This is a genomic window from Paenibacillus swuensis (genome assembly GCF_001644605.1).
Lineage (GTDB): Bacteria > Bacillota > Bacilli > Paenibacillales > DY6 > Paenibacillus_N > Paenibacillus_N swuensis.
In genome coordinates, this window is record NZ_CP011388.1 from 24438 (window position 1) to 42037 (window position 17600).

At 50.8% G+C, this 17600-nt stretch carries 17 protein-coding genes; 4 read left to right on the forward strand and 13 right to left on the reverse strand.

What is annotated here, in order from left to right; translation table 11 throughout:
- Nucleotide 1: 1 nt before the first annotated feature.
- On the reverse strand, nt 2–262 hold the full coding sequence (locus SY83_RS00125; RefSeq protein WP_068603220.1) for a YuzB family protein: 261 nt from the start codon (nt 260–262) through the stop codon (nt 2–4).
- 87 nt (nt 263–349) lie between these two features.
- Here SY83_RS00125 and SY83_RS00130 point away from each other — a divergent pair, with 87 nt between their 5' ends.
- A complete protein-coding gene (locus tag SY83_RS00130; protein ID WP_068603222.1) occupies nt 350–598 on the forward strand; it encodes a NifU family protein in 249 nt (82 codons plus the stop codon).
- A gap of 98 nt (nt 599–696) precedes the next feature.
- Here the strand turns inward: SY83_RS00130 and SY83_RS00135 are convergent, their stop codons facing one another.
- From SY83_RS00135 to SY83_RS00155, 5 genes are all read right to left on the reverse strand, one after another.
- Nucleotides 697–1413 carry an SDR family oxidoreductase gene (locus SY83_RS00135; protein WP_068610667.1) on the reverse strand — a complete coding sequence of 239 codons (717 nt, stop codon included), beginning with the start codon at nt 1411–1413 and terminating at the stop codon, nt 697–699.
- A gap of 164 nt (nt 1414–1577) precedes the next feature.
- A complete protein-coding gene (locus tag SY83_RS00140) occupies nt 1578–2285 on the reverse strand; it encodes a Cthe_2314 family HEPN domain-containing protein (RefSeq protein WP_068603224.1) in 708 nt (235 codons plus the stop codon).
- Between the two features lie 15 nt (nt 2286–2300).
- Nucleotides 2301–3248 (reverse strand): DMT family transporter, encoded by a 948-nt coding sequence (locus SY83_RS00145; RefSeq protein ID WP_068603226.1) that lies wholly within the window; start codon nt 3246–3248, stop codon nt 2301–2303.
- Nucleotides 3248–5020 carry a menaquinone biosynthesis decarboxylase gene (locus SY83_RS00150; RefSeq protein WP_068603227.1) on the reverse strand — a complete coding sequence of 591 codons (1773 nt, stop codon included), beginning with the start codon at nt 5018–5020 and terminating at the stop codon, nt 3248–3250. The genes SY83_RS00145 and SY83_RS00150 overlap by 1 nt, the downstream gene beginning before the upstream one ends.
- Nucleotides 5021–5088: 68 nt before the next feature.
- On the reverse strand, nt 5089–6060 hold the full coding sequence (locus SY83_RS00155) for a COX15/CtaA family protein (RefSeq protein WP_068603228.1): 972 nt from the start codon (nt 6058–6060) through the stop codon (nt 5089–5091).
- 209 nt (nt 6061–6269) lie between these two features.
- Here SY83_RS00155 and SY83_RS00160 point away from each other — a divergent pair, with 209 nt between their 5' ends.
- Nucleotides 6270–7574, forward strand: a complete 1305-nt coding sequence (locus SY83_RS00160; protein WP_068603229.1) for a stalk domain-containing protein — start codon at nt 6270–6272, stop codon at nt 7572–7574.
- Between the two features lie 68 nt (nt 7575–7642).
- Here the strand turns inward: SY83_RS00160 and SY83_RS00165 are convergent, their stop codons facing one another.
- Complete coding sequence (locus SY83_RS00165) at nt 7643–7981, reverse strand: thioredoxin family protein (protein WP_068603231.1); 339 nt, start codon at nt 7979–7981, stop codon at nt 7643–7645.
- A gap of 167 nt (nt 7982–8148) precedes the next feature.
- On the opposite strand from SY83_RS00165, the gene SY83_RS00170 reads away from it, so the two are divergent.
- Entirely contained in the window at nt 8149–9459 is a 1311-nt protein-coding gene (locus tag SY83_RS00170; protein ID WP_082882220.1) for a DUF2515 family protein, read from the forward strand.
- Between the two features lie 58 nt (nt 9460–9517).
- On the opposite strand, the gene SY83_RS00175 is transcribed toward SY83_RS00170, so the two are convergent.
- From SY83_RS00175 to asnB, 6 genes are all read right to left on the reverse strand, one after another.
- Complete coding sequence (locus tag SY83_RS00175; RefSeq protein ID WP_068603232.1) at nt 9518–11164, reverse strand: putative polysaccharide biosynthesis protein; 1647 nt, start codon at nt 11162–11164, stop codon at nt 9518–9520.
- 220 nt (nt 11165–11384) lie between these two features.
- The gene (locus SY83_RS00180) at nt 11385–12104 is read right to left on the reverse strand and encodes a ThuA domain-containing protein (protein WP_068603233.1); all 720 of its coding nucleotides are present in this window, start codon (nt 12102–12104) and stop codon (nt 11385–11387) included.
- A 142-nt stretch (nt 12105–12246) separates the two neighbouring features.
- Nucleotides 12247–12873, reverse strand: coding sequence for a hypothetical protein (locus tag SY83_RS00185; protein WP_068603234.1), 627 nt, complete (start codon nt 12871–12873; stop codon nt 12247–12249).
- 24 nt (nt 12874–12897) lie between these two features.
- Entirely contained in the window at nt 12898–13374 is a 477-nt protein-coding gene (locus SY83_RS00190; RefSeq protein ID WP_068603238.1) for a DUF456 domain-containing protein, read from the reverse strand.
- Between the two features lie 90 nt (nt 13375–13464).
- Nucleotides 13465–14205, reverse strand: coding sequence for a Cof-type HAD-IIB family hydrolase (locus SY83_RS00195; protein ID WP_068603240.1), 741 nt, complete (start codon nt 14203–14205; stop codon nt 13465–13467).
- Entirely contained in the window at nt 14198–16156 is a 1959-nt protein-coding gene (gene asnB, locus SY83_RS00200; RefSeq protein ID WP_068603242.1) for an asparagine synthase (glutamine-hydrolyzing), read from the reverse strand. The genes SY83_RS00195 and asnB overlap by 8 nt, the downstream gene beginning before the upstream one ends.
- A gap of 205 nt (nt 16157–16361) precedes the next feature.
- Between asnB and SY83_RS00205 the strand changes: the two genes are divergently transcribed.
- Nucleotides 16362–17564 (forward strand): MFS transporter, encoded by a 1203-nt coding sequence (locus tag SY83_RS00205; protein WP_068603244.1) that lies wholly within the window; start codon nt 16362–16364, stop codon nt 17562–17564.
- Nucleotides 17565–17600: the final 36 nt, after the last annotated feature.

The window sequence follows — 17600 nt, forward strand, 5'->3', positions numbered from 1 at the left end:
TCTAATCTATGTCGAAGTCGAAATCGAACTGTTTCTTCCACTCTTCGATGCTTGCGATAATGGCCGTGTAAAGCTCATCTGCTGTCGCGGCTGTAACAATCTCGCCATTCACAATGGCGTACGGCAACACATAGCATTCACCACAGTTTCCCAAACATCCATATTCAATGACGTCATACTCAGGATTTTCTTCAAGCTTCTTCATTACAGCGTCGGTACCGTGATGCATATTGCTTACGCAAAATTCAATTATCGGGATCATGAGAAAAGTCCACCTTGCCTTATAGGTTACACCATTTTAATTTTGGCGTTATTGTTATATAATAATAAAAGAAAGGAGTGGATACAAATGAGTGAGAACGTAACTAGCCCTGAGCAATACGATGAGGTCCTGGAAGTGCTGGATAAGCTTCGTCCGTTTCTGCAACGCGACGGCGGCGACGTGGAATTGGTCGATGTGGAAGACGGCATTGTTAAGCTGAAGCTGATGGGTGCCTGCGGCAGCTGCCCAAGTTCCACAATCACTTTGAAAGCCGGTATTGAGCGCGCACTGGTTGAAGAAGTGGAAGGCATTACAGAGGTCGTTCAAGTATTCTAATATAAGCTTTGACAAGAACATCCCCGAATCCAATTCGGGGATGTTTTTTTATGGTTATTTTACCACATTGGAAAAGTATATGTTTTCGTTGATAATGGCTATTTGATATGCGTTCGAATCGGGTCAAGTCCCCCATTCACATCCACGATATTACCGGTGATAAAGTCGGAGTCCGGCTGGCACAGGAAACTGATGACTCGGGCCACATCCTCGCCCGCGCCCGGACGTCCCCGGGGGGATTCCTCATCTTCCAACAAAGAGACTTCCGAAATGGTCTTCTCTTTGTTCAACCCGCGAATATCGCCCGGGCAGATCATATTTACGGTGATTCCGAAAGGGGCTTCTTCAACAGCAAGCGTCTTTGTAAAAGATACTAAACCTACCTTCGCAGCGGCATATACCGCGCGGTGCGGCCAACCTCTCGCTTCCGCGGCATGACCGAAGCCGAAGTGGATTAACCGTCCCCATCCTCGCTTGCGCATCCCTTGCAGCATCAATAAATCCAGCTCCATCACGCCAAGCAAGTTGCCCTGCATCAGGCTGTTAATCTCTGCTGAGGTGTAATCGCTGAACAACCGGCGCTCCCTTACGAAGGGTCCCGCGTTATTAATCAGAATGTCAATGTTGCCGGTTAAGGCCTCGGATTTCTCAACCAATCTAGCACGGTCTTCTGTGCTTGCAATGTCGGCCTGAACCGCCGCGGCTTGTACGCCTTTGCCTTGCAACACAGAAACCAGTTCCTCCGCCTCCGTCTTGCTGTTTACATAATTCACAATAATGTTACAGCCCTCTTCCGCCAGGCTCAACGCCGTCATTCGACCAAGCCCTTTGGCGCTGCCTGTAATCAATGCCGTCTTCCCCTGTAAACCCACCGCGCAAGGCACCTCCCACAAATCACAACTTAGACCAGAACATTATATGTTATTCTGCTGCGCCTACACAAATTCAACCATCTGTGACCGACTCATGCCCGGCAAAATTATTCCGCAATTCGACGATAGCTTTGTTTAAATACGGCTTCGAGCGTCAACAAGGCAACTTCCAGCCCTTGTTTCAGGTTGGACATGTTATCTTTCAGATTTTCTAACGGGTACTTCTCGCCGTATCTGGAGTAGAGATGGAGAAGATCATCTTGAATCTCCGCATTCATATAATGGATTTCGAAATTACGCTGGTCTCTGAGCTTCCGCAGCGGAGCATCGTATTTATCTTTCAAACTATAAAGCATTTTGGAAAGCTCCTCTTCCCTGTGCTTCGTCTGCATTTGGCGCAATACGGTGAAATAAGAATACCGGGGTTTCTCCTTCTCCGTTTCGAGATCAAGCATTTCATTCAGAAAATAGCCGGTTTTGTCAAAAATAGAAAACAGACGGATAAATGCGTTCTTGTAATAGTACACATGCAAATAATACGTTTGTTCTTCCTCGTCATTCATATCGGACAGCGAAGTCTTATGAATCCGCTCCGCATACTTGCCCGCGGCATAAACACTTTGCTCCAGCTCATTCAAAGACATCCACAGACCGTTCGTCCACAATTCGATCCTGCGGTACTTCGTCGGCGCCCCGTCCCTCTGACGGCCATTGTAGAGCTGCAGACGTTTGCTGAAACGCTGAATCGCCTCACCCGCTTGAAGGATTAAACCTTCCTCTATCCGGGGAGGTTCGTTAAACAGACTTCTCAACATGCTTTTCGCCGCCTTTCATTCATCTTGGGGCATGCGCGCCGCCATTTGTTTCGCTTGCTTCATCCGATCTGATTGGACAATATACATCGCCGCCAGCACACCGATGCCGCCGACCATTTCAGAGAGCGTCAACCTCTCATGCAAAATCACCATGCCGGCGACCGCCGCCGTAACAGGTAAGGTGTAGCCGTAAGCGGAGGCCTTAAACGGCCCTATTTGGCCCAGACCCCAATTATGTATCGTAAACGCGGCCAGCGTAGCCAATATGGAGGTGTAGGCCAAGCTGATCCAGCCCGCCTGGGAAATGCCTTGTAAGTACACCAAATCGACTTTCCCGATAACCCAAGGCAGCAACCATAAAGCGCCGAACGTAATCTCCAGCGTAATCAGTAACGATAGCCGATATTTGACCACTAAACGATTCATGTAGATCAGATAAAACGCTCCCACGAAGCTTCGCATCAGCAACAGTAGATCTCCGCGTAACGTTTCGGCCCCGAAATTCAGACCTTTGCCCCCGACAATTACGATGACACTGAGGAAAGCCAGAGGGATGCCCAAACCGATTCGCCAAGTAAGTCGAACTTCCTTCAATACGAGCGCGATCACAGCTGTAATAATCGGCATAAACCCGCGGCCCAACACGGCGCCGTTCGCAGTAGAGGAGTATTGAAGCGCATACGAAAGAACCACTTCCATCCCAATGGTTGACGCGAAGCTGAGGACGATCATCCATAAGAGGTCCCGCCTCTCCATGCGCATAGGCAGCTTCTTCTTCCTATGGTAAACAACAGTATATACCCAAAGAATCGGAACGATACTCAAATAGCGTAATCCGTTAAAAATAACGGGGTCCCATTCCAGGCCCCCGATTTTCATAGAAGTAATATTGATTCCCCAGAGCAAGTATACGGTGAGCAATCCCAGATGAGGCAACGCTTCCTTCATACGGGAGGGCTGCATTACACAGCCCCTTGCGGGAAGTATTCTTTCCAGCGTTCCGATACCGTGCGAACAATATCTTCGCGCGGGAACAGCTCATCCGGGTAGCCCGGCTTCATCCGCGCATCAATGACAATCGGCAGCTCGTAGCCGATATGGTGTTGATGCAGCTGGGCGTCCGCGTAGACGTCGTGGGCCGGATTGAACCGTGTGAACACGGCCCACAGAAACGCCGTTTGATCGTGCGCCACGGATGCGTCATCCGCCAGCACGATCAACGGCCAACCCTGCAGCTGCGCTTTGGCGCGCTTCAGCAGCCGCTGGGCCAGTTCCGGCTCGCGTTCATACGACGCGCCGGAAACCACGAGGCAGCCGCCGCAGTAAACGGCGGCGCTGTCGATTTCGTCGATCTGCCCGCCGTCGTAGACGCGGGGCAGATCGCGAACAGGGCTGCCGGTGCCGAGCAGCACCGCTTTGCTTCCGTGATTGAGCTGCAGGCCGGTATAATCTAACGTGTCATGCGACGTTTTATTGAAAATAAACAGATCCTTGCGCGGATCAAACCGCTCCAGGACGGCTTCCAGCAGCTGCGCGAAATTCGCCAGATCGACGTGTTGATCCGTCACAATCAGGAATTTCGTCAGCGTCAGCTGTCCTTCGCCAAGAATCCGGAACGCGGAGCCCAGCGCTTCCCGCGAGTAGCTCTCGCGCACGACCGCCGCGGCCAGCGGATGAAATCCGGTTTCCGCGTAGGTCCACAGCTCCTTCACGCCGGGCATAGCCATCGGGAACGCCGGAGACAGCAACCGCTGCAGGAATTCGCCCAGATAGTAATCCTCCTGGCGCGGCTTGCCTACGATGGTGGCGGGATAGATCGCATCTTTGCGATGGTAAACATGGCTTACGTTAAAGACCGGGAAATCATGTGTTAACGAGTAATACCCGTAATGATCGCCGAAAGGACCTTCCGGACGGCGAAGATGCGGAGGCACTTCACCGCAAATCGCGAATTCAGCCTCGGCGACCAACCGGTGTCCGCCGTGCGGACTCGGAACGGTTGGAAGCTTTTTGCCCAGTATGAGGGATGCCAACAGCAACTCCGGCAAATGTTCCGGCACAGGAGCAATCGCCGAGGCGATGAGCGCCGGGGGACCGCCTAAGAACACGGTTACCGGAAGCGAAGCGTTCAGTTTCTCCGCTTCATGGTGGTGGAAGCCGCCGCCCTTGTGAATTTGCCAATGCATCCCGGACGTATGTCCGTCATAAATCTGCATGCGGTACATGCCCAGATTATGATGCTTCGTGATCGGATCTTCCGTGTACACGAGCGGCAAGGTAACGAAAGGACCTCCGTCTTCCTGCCAGCAGGTCAGCACCGGAAGCTTCGTCAGCGGCGAGTTCGTATCGCACACTTGTAACACCTGCGCGTCGGAAGGCTGCACGTTCTTCATGCCGACTTTCATCAAATCCAGAATCATATTACGTTCTTTCCAAAGCGCTTTCGGCGTAGGCGGAATCAGCGTATCCATCGCGCCCACAACTTGTTTCATCAGTTGCTCCGGTCTCGGACCGAACGCCAGATCCACCCGGCGGCTAGTACCGAATAAATTCGTAACTACCGGAAACGGGCTGCCCTTCACGTTCGTGAACAGAAGCGCCGGACCGCCCTCATCAATGACCCGCCGGTGAATTTCCGCAATTTCCAGATTCGGATCCACAGGGGCATCAATAATCGCAATATCTTTCTCTTGTTTAAGGACTTGGATAAATTCCCTCAGATTCTGAAAATTCATGTGTTCTTCTCTCCCAATTCGAAGGCCGCTACATGTTACACGGCCGATATGTAGAAACAACCCGTAAATTATTTACGGGCTGCTTTGTAAGTGGCGATGCATAAGAAGCTAAGGACCGCGAACAGTCCGGATATTAACATGATGTGCAGCAAGATGGAGAACAGGTATAGTTCAGAGCCCATCGTAACCACAAGCAATGCGCCGCTAAACACCTGTAAAGTGACCAAGGCCAACGCCCACAGGCATCCCATCATGATCGCCCGATGACCTCTGTAGCGGCTCCATGCCGCGTAAGTCAATGCTGCGATCACAATCCAAAGCAACATGGCCGCAATGCGGTGTACAAAAGCGATCCCGGTTGCACCCGCAAGTTCCGGCACAACTTCGCCGTTACATAACGGCCAGCCCAGACAGCCTCCGCCTGAATCGGTGTGGCGCACGTAGGCTCCGATATAAACGACGACGAATGTATACAATGCGGTTAACCATACGCCTGTCCTGAATCCTTTGGAAACTTTAAAGGCTTTATCCCCTTGCAGAATCGGAGAGTTCGAATTTCCTCGTTGGCGTATCGAGATCGCCAAGAGCAAGGAGGAAGCGAACGCCAAGAGCGAGATTCCAAAGTGCGACGCCATAACCGCGGCGGTAGGTTCCCAGATCACGGCCATCGCTCCGAGAGCCGCCTGCAGAACGGTAAAGAACAACGTAGCCAACGCGTAGTACAGAGAATCTCTTCTTTCTTTCACGCCAAACCATACCGCGATCACAGAGGCCAGCACGATGATGCCTTCGACGCCTGTTACAGCCCTGTGACTATATTCTATCATGGATTCCACCGTATAAGCCGGAACAAATTTACCGTTACACAGAGGCCAATCCGTTCCGCAGCCCCGACCGGATTCCGTATTCGTCACAACGGCGCCCGCCAGCAATACCAAGAACATGCCGACACAGGCAAGCGTGGTAAGCCATTTCAGTCTGTAGTTACGATTCACTGCAGACACCTGCCTTTCCTTCCAGAAATAAATCTCTATCTTCATTCGTTCAACTTTTCACAATGTCAATCCTCTCCCATTATAACGGTTCAAACATCCCAATGCTACGAAGAAATATTACAAAGCGATGGCGAATCTTTGTCGAAAAAAAGGTTGTTTAACTCTCCTAAATAATGGTATAACTAGGGTGCGGTATTGCAGAGATTAATAGATTTAATAGAATAGGTTGAGCAGAAAGGTTGCGTTGTTAAACGATGATTTACAATTTATATTCTAGTCGAATTTTGCGAAAAGTATCCTCTGTTCTGACGAGCAGCTTATTACTGGGAACGGTATTGGCGCCTTCTGCTATATTAGCCCGAACGAGCTCTTCTGAGATTGGTATAACCCTGGATGATTATGCCTTGCCGTTTCCTGTTGCGCCGTTTTTTGGGCAGGGTGTCACGATGGTTCCCTTCCGTTCCATTGCCGAAGCATTAGATATCCGCGTTCGCTGGGATGCCGCTGCGAAATCAATCATTGCCGACGGAACGGATTCGGGCGGTTCCAAGCAAGTGATATTGACATTAAACAAGAAGACAGCCAAGGTGAACGGGCAATCGGTTAGCTTATCGGCGGCACCTGTACAGATCAAGGGTAACGTGTTAGTTCCGTTAAACTTCTTTAGTTCACAATTCGGGGCAAGTGTCGCTTGGAACGGAGCTATGAAGAAAGTAGAAATCCTATCACCCAAGGAAAAGATGCATTTGCGCGCATTCTATGCCATTAAATCGTTCTCGCATGTAAGTTTAATTCCTGATTTCGATTCCGTCGCTTTCGGCTGGGCCCGGTTAAATGAACAAGGCGAGTTTATTACGAACGGCAAGGACTTCTATTTGCCGCAGGCTGCGGGAGATGTTACGCCGGAGTCCATTGTAGGCGATGCGGTTTCATCAGGTACCGCGCCTTACCTCATGGTCTATTCAGGGGATGAGCAAGGACAGCTAACCAAGCTGCTGGGTGATGAGGACTTGATGGATCGAGCCCTGGACGGATTGTTTGATTTGGCCGAAACGAAAGGGTTTCAGGGGGTTATGCTGGACTTCGAAGGGTTAGGGCTGATCGGACCGAAGGGTGCGGGTGTTGCCGGAGTCGCTAAGGTGCAGATACAATTCACAGAATTTGTGCACAAAGCATCCTCTCGCGCCCGCGCGCAAGGGTTGAAGTTATCCGTCGCGCTGCAACCCCTGAACGGCTGGTTTAAAGGCTACGACTACAAGAAGCTGGGAGCCTTAGTCGATGATATGGTCATCATGGCGTATGCCTATGGCGACCAACAATCACCGGAGCCGCTGCCGCAAGTGGATGAAGCCATCCGCTTAAGCTTGGCGCAAGTGCCTAAGGAGAAACTGTTGCTCGGGGTCTCGTTCGCCAGTGAGAATGAAGCTTCATTGAACGCGGTGGTGGGCTTGGCGAAGCGCTACAACCTGAAAGGCGCGGCCTTCTGGCGGTTGGGCCAGCCGGGCGCCGCGGAGCTGGGCGCTTTGTTTGAGCGTGTGGAGCGGAATCAAAGTAAATAATCAGAATCAATACAAACGGCGGCATTCCTCTTAGGGAACGCCGCCTTATTTTGTAGCCATTACATGGGTTATACTGCTTTACTGACTTCAATCGCGCGATCCAAAAACTGTTCGATCTCATCACGGGACTTTCGCAATTTACTGACGAAACGAATGAGCTCCTTGCCTTCTTTGAACGCGATAAAGCTAGGAATACCTAATATATTAAGCTCCTCGCACACTTCCGGCAAATCATCACGGTCCACATGCAGAAAATTCAACTGCTCCGCATAGTTCGCTTCCAGCTCCGGCATGAACGGATCAATAAAATGACAATCCGCGCACCAGGTTGTTTTGAATACGACTATCGTGGGTTTCGGATCGGCTATGCGTTCCTTGAACACGCCGGAATCTTTAATTTGTTCCACAGATCTGACCTCCTCTGCATAAAGTCTGCATTCATAATTCGCTCGTAAAGCTGTTATAGCATTCCCTCCGGCCCCTGTCAACTTGCGCGGACACGCATGGAACCATGGTTATTTCCCAACCTTTTGCATAAACTAGACCATAGCTTTCCCAGAGCGGAGTGTGTGTGATGACGAAGAAACGGATCCGTGCCCCTTTTTGGCATAGTGCGAAAGAGAAGCTCCTGCATATGCCCGAGAACGTGTACCACTACCTTCATGGTAAAGCAGTCAGCCAAGAATTTTCCGCCGAGCTGGCCCAGCATCCTTTGACCGTAGCGATTAATCCTGCGACCCTTGAATCCGTTCGTAAAGCATTGAAAGAACGATTGAATTCCGCTGTCCCAAGTGACCCTTCACACCCGTTACCTTCCCCCACCCTTCATGAGCAAAATATGCTGGACCGCATCCGGCAGCAAACGGACCGTCTTAACGCGAACAATGTGACCCGCACCGGAGCTTACCTTGACATGTACCGCCATTTGCCTGAGCTGCATTGGGCTTTACTCGCTCATATGGTCTCCCGCAACGGGGGGTGGAGTATGACCGACCTGAAAGGGGAGCTTGTTCCGCGACTGATTACACCGAAGCAGGGGGAGGCTATTTTTCGGTTTTTGGAGTATGCCAACAACTATATTTTTCAGGATGCCTATCCGCAATTGTTACTTTACGCGGAGAGTTTGAAGCTGGGTAAGCCTTTATTTCATCTGTTGCCTCAGTTGCGGATTTCCGCATTCATGCAGCCGTTCTGGGAAGCGTTCTGGCGTACGAAAGACAGCGGCTTGTTAACTGTAGCGCTCATCATTAATGAACAGCATTATATTGAACGCAGAATTGTGCAGCAGCCCGATGTGCAATCGAATGTCCTGCAGTCTTTGCAATTTCAGGCTCAGGCCTTCCTGCAATTAAACCAGGTCGTCTTCCCCTACACCACGGACCCGCTGCTTAGCCGGGCACCCGGCGCGGGAGCGCACCTGCGCCTGGCCGGCCTGGTGCTGGAAGACTTCAAGGATCTTGCCGAACGCATTAACGTCGGCAAGGCGTTGTATACGATCCTCTTCGGCTTCGAGGATCTGCTGGAGGGCACGCGGCGGTACGCTTCCGCCGAGCCGCATACCGGCTCCCGCGCGGACTATTGGCCGCATCTGTTCGCGCGCATCAAAAAAGCCTCTCCGTATACCACGTATACGGAGAGGCTGGACGGCTGCCGCCTGAAGCCCGGCGCAGCGCCTTTGTACAGCCCCGCGCTCAGGGACGCGTGGCCGGATACCGCCATCGAACCGCCCGAGGCGTTCGATTGGTTCGATTCCCTGCAAGCGCTGCGGTTCTTTAAACCGCTGCGCGCGCCGCATTCGTTCGACATGACGAACGAATATTGCTTTGGGTTGAACAAGATCGAGCTGGCCGTCCTGGCGGGTGAACATTTGCTTGATGAGAAATAAGTAATTATTCGAATATATATATGTTCCCCTATTGCTGCTTGCCGACTTTCTCGCGTGTTTACTGCCCTTGCTTGGTCGGCGCCGGCAAGGATTTTCCCGCGAAACGCAGGATGCGGTTGATCAGTTTTCGCAACGGAGCCGGGAAATTCGCCGCTTCCTGCGCTGTAACGACACGGAACAACCAAAGTAACGCCGCATAAGCAACCAACACCGCTCCGCCGACGACGGCGCAGGAGATGAGGTTGTGCAGGATTTTGCCCCCGGGGACGTAAGCGTTAGTCAGTCTTTCCAAGCCCCAACCCGCCGCGGCAGCTAACACTACCGTGGACAGGAAGCCCGTCCAACGTCCGCCAAGCACATTGTAATCTACAAGAGCGCGCAACGAAATCAGATTCAAGGTTGTGACCACGATAAAACATAAAGTCGTAGCGATCAGGATCCCATATACATCCAGAAACGGAGCCAGAGCAAAGCTGCCCGCTAATTTCACACCGATCCCGATAAACACATTTCGCATCGGTATGCGGGGCTTTCCAAGTCCCGTCAGAATGGAGCCGGAGGTCATCATGATAATTTGGAACAGAGTACCGAAGGTTAAGAGTGCAATATAGTCTATTCCTGTAGGCTCCGCAAAGATTAAGTTGTTAATGGGACGTGCGGCAACCACCATCGCGATCACCACCGGCACGCCTGTAAAAAGAGAAATCCGCAACGCCTGGGAGGATTGCCGTGCCACTTCGCCTGAATTCCGCATCGCATAAGCCGATGCAATAACCGGCAGAATCGATTGACTTAGCGCTATCGCCAAGATCGGCGGTATTCCCGCAAGCGACTGAGCTTTCAGACCAATGATGTCGACAGCGGCTTGGGCTGCTCCATAACCGATTTGGTTTTCCGTGAGCGCAATCATGATGGAGCCGTCTATCAAATAAATGAGCGGAACCATCAAGCCGACGAGCACAATGGGAATCGAGACCTTAAAAATTTCTTTGTAAATTTGTTTAAAAGGAAGCTTGTCGGCCCCCTGATCCGTCTGCTTGGACGCAAAGTTTTCCGCGATATCCATACGCTTAAGCTTGCGGGCATAGTAGAGCATCACGCCAAGAGCGCCAAGGCTTCCAGCCACCCCTCCGAAAGATGCGCCGGCCGCAACAACCGGGTCCGCGTAATTCGCATTAAACAGGAAAAATGCGAATAATACTGCCGTACCCACACGCAGAATCTGTTCCACGATCTGCGAGACACCGCCCGCCATCATCATCTGACGGCCTTGAAAGTAGCCGCGCATCATGGCGATCACCGGAAAGAAGAACAGGGCAGGTGCCAGAGCCCGGATCGCGGCGGTTGCCTCGGGTAATTTAGATATGTAACGAGCATGAAAAGGAGCGTAAAAGAAAAGTCCGACCGTTATAATGACACCTGTGATAATTCCGAATCGTAACGCCGCTTGGTATATCCGCTGTGCTTCCGCATGCTTGCCTACCGCAACACGTTCGGACACCATCTTGCTGACGGTGCTTGGAATGCCGGCTGTAGCCACCACCAGCAATACTAAGTACATATTGTTCGCCAACGCGAAGGAAGCTCCGCCGCTCTCGCCCAGGATGTAATCTAACGGCACCCGTTGAAATATTCCGAGCACACGAGCTACCAATGCCGCAACCGCAAGTATAATCGTACCTTTAATTAATGAGTCCTTTGCCACAATCTTTCATCCTTTCGAGTTTCGCATGAGGCCAGTTCCATGTTTCGCTTTCCTCTGTAGGTAATGAATTACCTTTTTCTGTAATTTTCATTATTTACCTTATTCAGCCATGGAAAAGAGAATATAGAGCAACCAATCAAATCTAATCCTCTATTGCTTTCCCGTTTTGTTGCAAAACAAAAAAAAAGCCACGCAGCAAATCGCCGCACGGCTTAGTATACTACTTTTTCTTGATTTCTTGAAGCGGTTGCGCGTTACCGTATTTCGGCGTTGCGCCTTTCGGTGCGCCAGCCCAACGAACCCCGTTGGAAATGACCTTAAGCACTTCCGGGTTGTAGTAAGTCGGATACGTTTCGTGTCCCGGACGGAAGTAGAAGATCTTGCCTTGACCGCGGGTGTATGTAACACCGCTGCGGAACACCTCGCCGCCTTCAAACCAGCTGACAAATACGAGCTCGTCCGGTGTCGGAATGTCAAAGTGCTCGCCGTACATCTCTTCCTTCTCCAGCTGGATGCATTCGCCCAAGCCTTCAGCGATCGGATGCGCCGGATTCACAACCCACAGAATTTCTTTCTCGTCCGCTTCTCTCCATTTCAGGTCACAAGTGGTACCCATGAGTTTCTTGAATATTTTGGAGAAATGACCCGAGTGAAGCACAACCAAGCCCATGCCTGCAAGGACACGACTGTGGACACGGTTAACGATTTCGTCGGATACTTGATCATGCGCCTTGTGGCCCCACCAGATCAGTACATCCGTGTCGTTCAACACTTCTTCCGTCAGACCATGTTCCGGTTGATCTTGGGTTGCTGTTCGAATCGTGAAGTCCCCTTGAATCCCGTTCGCCAACGCCGTATGAATCCCCTCCGGATATACCGCGCGTACTTCTTCGCTTTCTTTCTCGTGCACATTCTCATTCCATACCGTTACTTTAATCAAGGAATTCATCTCCCGTTATCATAGTATATCGTTGTCGTTCACTTATGCATTCTTGGTGCAACGACCTTATTATAGTCCTATCCACAGGGCATTTCTATGTCCGAAATAGTCATAAGGGTATTCGATTTTGGCATAAGCGTTTTCATTTAGGATCTGTACCCAAGACACCTCGAAGAATAATTTGGTGATATCGATCCCATCCGATGAACTCATTAATGTATTTGTGCACTTCTTCATTATTTAGAGTGCGAATTGCAGACATTAATTCCCTGTATTCTTTCTCATCTTCGGTCAACATCATCGATTTTATGTACGTACTGACAGATACTTCTTGCAAGACAAGGACCTGCCAATAATAAAGGATCCATTCTTTTAAAACAACAGACTGCGGTAATGAGAGTGCTCCACAGGGATCCAAAACCTGTGAATTAAATGTAAAAGGCGTTATCCCCCACTCTTCCATTAAATCTTCATAACAATTGCTCATCACCACATCATATAATTCATAGTAAATGGGTTCATGGAACACCATTCGTTGAATACCACTCGCATGATCTCTCTGCTGTAAATTTTGATAATAACAAAGCAAAAAACCCAACTGATTCTCCTTGAAGGTGCCTCGCAGAGTGCTCATCGCAATAGACCTTTCGTTAGTCCACACTTCAACAGCTCTTTGGATCCCTTCTTCCATGTCAGGATAAATCACTTTAAGCTTATCCAAAGCCTCTCTGCTGACTTCAATCGTTACGCTGACTTTGTCCTCCGCCATACTCCCGCTCCCCATAAAGCTCCACTAAATCCATATAAAAAACAACACAATCATGATCGCCTGCAGAATCACCTTCACCACGATGCTGGACAAGAGCCCGACGACGGAGCCCCAGCCCGCTTTCAGCGCCCGATTGATTTCCGTGCCCGAGATGACCTCTCCGATAACCGCGCCGATGAAAGGCCCTGCGATTAACCCCACCACGGGAATGACGAACGGTCCGATAATCAGACCAATCGTGGCGCCGATGACCGATGCCCGGTTTCCGCCAAACTTCTTCACGCCCCAGGCACTGACCGCGTAATCGGCAATGAAGATGACAGCCAGGATCGTGGTCTGAATAAACCAGAACCAGAATCCAAATTCCTTAAAGCTGAAGAACAATCCATACACGAAGAAAGCCCCGTAAATCGCCACCACGCCAGGCAAAATAGGATATATCGCCCCCGCCATCCCGACGATAAACAACACGATAATCAACAGCCAACCCAGTATCTCCATAACCCCGCTCCTTCATATGTAAGATGCGCGCCTGCTTAAGGTCTGGAATTCGATGTCACGCGCTTAGTCCTTTCCCTCTGTTCCGTTCAATCAAACTTTCAGAACAAATTCCTTGATCGCGTGCGCGACCCCATGCTCGTTATGATGCAATGTAACCACATCCGCGGCTTCTTTCACCACATTCTGCGCGTTGCCCATCGCAACCCCCAAGCCTGCTGCCCGGATCATGGCGATATCATTCAGACTGTCGCCCATGGCCACAACCTGCGACATCTGAATACCCAGAAGTTTACAGACTTCTTCCAGTCCCGTGGCTTTGCTTACCCCCGGCGGATTAATTTCAATATTATCCGGGCTTGAGTTCGTAATCTCGTAATGGCGGAAAGGATCCAGTTGGGCTTTGACGTCGTCCAGGACCGGGGTATTTTGCTCGTAATAACCGAACTTCAACCATTCTTCTCCCTCTTCCGATTCAGGCCAGTTTTCACGGTTGTATACCCCCGTAACCGCATAGGCCCAGTACCAGACCCCGCGTTCAACGGCAATTGTGCGCAACTGTCGGACCGCTTCCAAGTCCATGTACTCGCGTTTCAATACCTTATCGGGCGCTTCCCATATTTCACTGCCGTTCACCAATACCATAGGGGTATGGAGTCCCAAATCTTCGGCGTAAGGTAACGCGCTGCTGTACCCCCTGCCTGTCGACAAACAAACGGTGATCCCCGCATCCATGGCTTTACCGATCCATTCCCGGTTCTCTTCCGATACCTCGAGCGTTTCGTTCAACAAGGTGCCGTCCATATCCAACGCTATTAACTTATAATCAGGCATACTTTTCCTCCGTATCACTATCAGGTTCTTGGTCTCTATTCCATAGCTTACCATATCTGTCCTCTGAAGTTAAAATGCCGGAATCTTCTTGTTCGTGGACATCCTCTACAAATAACATATGCCACATCGCGAAAGTATATAGCGCCCACAACAATCCCGTGTAATCCTGGCTCCCCCGGCGGTGTTTCAGATAAACATTCCATAACATATTTGTGTCAAAATAACGCGCAACCCCGCTCTGCTCAATGAACTCGATCATCCGTTCGCCCCGTTCACCCTTAATCCATTCCCGGAGCGGTATCAATAGCGGGCTGAGCGCAGGTTTCGTTCTGTGCAGCACCGAGTCTGGAACAATGCCCTGCATCGCTTTGCGCAGTATGGATTTATGTTCCTTTCCTTGCAAACGATAGGATGCCGGTATTTTCTTTACCGTTTCGAACAGCTTGCGGTCCAGGAACGGAAACCGCAGGTCGAGGCCTTGCGCCGCGCTCAGCTTCTCCGCTGCCATAAGTCGGCTGCCCGGCAGACGAAGACTGATGTCCGCATATTGCATCCGGGTTACCGCATCTAGATGCTCGCTCCGCTCATAGGCCGGCGCCGCGATGTCATATGGATTCGGATAGCTGTGCAAAGCGCGACGATCCATCTGGAGCAAGCTCGCCTTCAACTCCTCGCTGAGCAACATCTCGCCTCCCGCATACCGCTCCTCAAGCGGGGAGGCAGCTTTTAACAGCATCGCTCTTCCTGTCATCGCTTCCGGTAATAACGATATGAGTTTATTCATGCCTTTTAACAAACCGCGAGGCACCAAGGACATCGGTCGCAGCAACTTCGCTTCGCGATATACCGCATGACCTCCAAACAGCTCATCCGCTCCTTCACCGGACAGGGCCGTGCTTACATGCTGCCCCGTTACACCCGCCAGCAAATACAACACAGCGGCCTGCGGATCCGCAACCGGCTCGTCCAAATGCCACACCACCTGAGGCATCGCGGCAAACAATTGCTCCTCCGTAATCGGAATGGTGTGATGATGCGTGCCCAACTTCTCCGCCGTCTTGGCGGCATAGACGGAGCGGTCCTGCAGAGCATCGAAAGTTGCCGTAAATGTAGGCAATGGCCGCTTGGATGGCACCAGCGCGGTAATGGCGGCCGAATCCAAGCCTCCGGATAACAGGCTGCCCGCGGCTTCCCCGCGTTCCACATGCGCCTTGACCGTTTCCTTGAGTTTCATCCGAAGCTCACCGACATAATCCATCTCCGTACGTTGCTGCGGCTCGAACATCGGGTCCCAATATCGTTTCAGAACGGCATGTCCTGTTATTGAAACGGTGATTGTATGCGCTGCGGGAACTTTGCGGAAACCTTCCAGCATCGTGTCTCCTTCAGGGACATATCCCAAGCTCAAGTACGCGTACAGACTTTCCTGCGCGACGGATTTACGCATACCCGGCACCGCGAGCAGAGATTTCAAGCCGGAGGCGAACAGGAATTGATGATAATCCCGATAGTAATACAGCGATTTGATTCCAAAGTGATCCCGCGCGCCAAACAATTGCTCCTTGCCCGCGTCCCAGATCATAAAAGCGAACTTGCCCCGGAGATGCTTCACGCAATCTTCCCCGTATTGCTCATAGAGATGAACCGTTGTTTCGGCGTCCGTATTTTCTTTAAATTTGTGCCCCTGCCGAACCAACTGGTCGCGAAGCGTCCTTGCGTTATATAAAGCGCCGTCAAATACAATCGTCACATTCCCTGCTTCATTCTCCGCTTCCATGCGTTCAGGTCCGGATCTGTCGTCCCAGCAAATACCCAATCCCAGCGGGCCTTCCATCTTCCCTGCCGCATGAATCGCCTGACCGCCGCGGAGCACAGGAGATGCCATCTGTGACAACAAATCCGAGGTGACCTCATTCTCATCAAAATAATAAACGCCGTGAATTCCGCTCATGTTCTTTCCCCTTTTTCTCTCATTAAATGATATAGCTATTCGTTTCATGAGGTGTATTTCCGGGGGATCAAGGGATGTTCGCATGACGGTAATTCCTTACATGTTAATTTTTATTTAAAAGTATAGCCTTCGTCACTTACTTATGGTAAGTTATCAGAAGACAAAAAAAATTTAATCGGATGGAATTGAAGGAGCTGGTTGACTGATGAATAAGAAACGAAATACACCCCTGATTTTTCTCATGGTGAACATGTTTATCGCTATGTTGGGATTTGGTTTAATTATACCGATCTTGCCTGATTTTCTGAAAGAGTTTGGCGCCGGAGGCGGAGTCGCCGGGTACCTGGTAGCCGCATTCGGGCTGTCGCAATTCGTGTTTTCCCCGATTGCCGGAGACTGGTCCGATAAATACGGACGTAAGAAAATGATCGTCGGAGGCTTGCTGCTGTTCTCCCTGGGTAATCTGATCTTCGCGCTGGCGGAGACGATTCCCATGTTGTATGTGGCAAGACTTGTCGGAGGCATCGGCGCTGCGGCCATGATTCCGTCGATGATGGCCTATGTGGCCGATATCACGACACAAGAGGATCGCGGCAAGGGCATGGGCATGTTGGGCGCGGCGATGTCCTTCGGGTTTGTTGTCGGTCCGGGTCTGGGCGGAATTCTGGCCGAATTTGGCCTTCGGATGCCGTTCTATATTTCAGGCGCTGTTGGAGCGCTCGCGATGCTGGGCTCCCTGGTTATTTTGCCGGAATCAAGATCCCAAGAGGATCAACGCGCAAGCCGGGAATCCAAGGTCAAGAAGGAAAATATATTGAAGCAATTCGCTCAATCCTTTAAAGCGCCGTACTTCCTGCTCTTGTTCCTGATCTTCAGCTTAACTTTCGGCCTTGCCAACTTTGAAGCGATCTTCCCATTGTTCGTTAACGAAATGTACGGATTCAACACAAGGGAAATTTCGATCCTGATTACGGTTGGTGCCGTCATCGGAACGGTTGTGCAAGGCGTGTTCATCGGGAAGCTGATAACAGCTTTCGGAGAGAAAAGATTAATCAATATCACCTTTTTGCTATCGGCCGCGGCCTTGATCTTGATGTTGTTGTCGGGTAACTTCTGGTACATTCTCATACTCGTGTCATTGTTCTTTTCTTTCACTTCCGTTATGCGTCCTGCAATCAATACGTTGCTCTCCAAGATGGCGGGGAATGAACAAGGGTTTGTGGCGGGGATGAATAATGCTTATATGAGTATCGGGAATATTTTTGGACCGGCGATGGCGGGGCTGCTCTTCGATGTGAATGTAACCTTCCCTAATATTCTGGGGGCGATCGTGCTGATGTTGAGCTTGTTTCTGTCCATGGCCAACGGTGCTAAACTGAAGGCTTTGAAGCCTGAAACTTCCATTTAAACGTTGAACACTTGTAAGGCTGAACAGCTGGCTAGC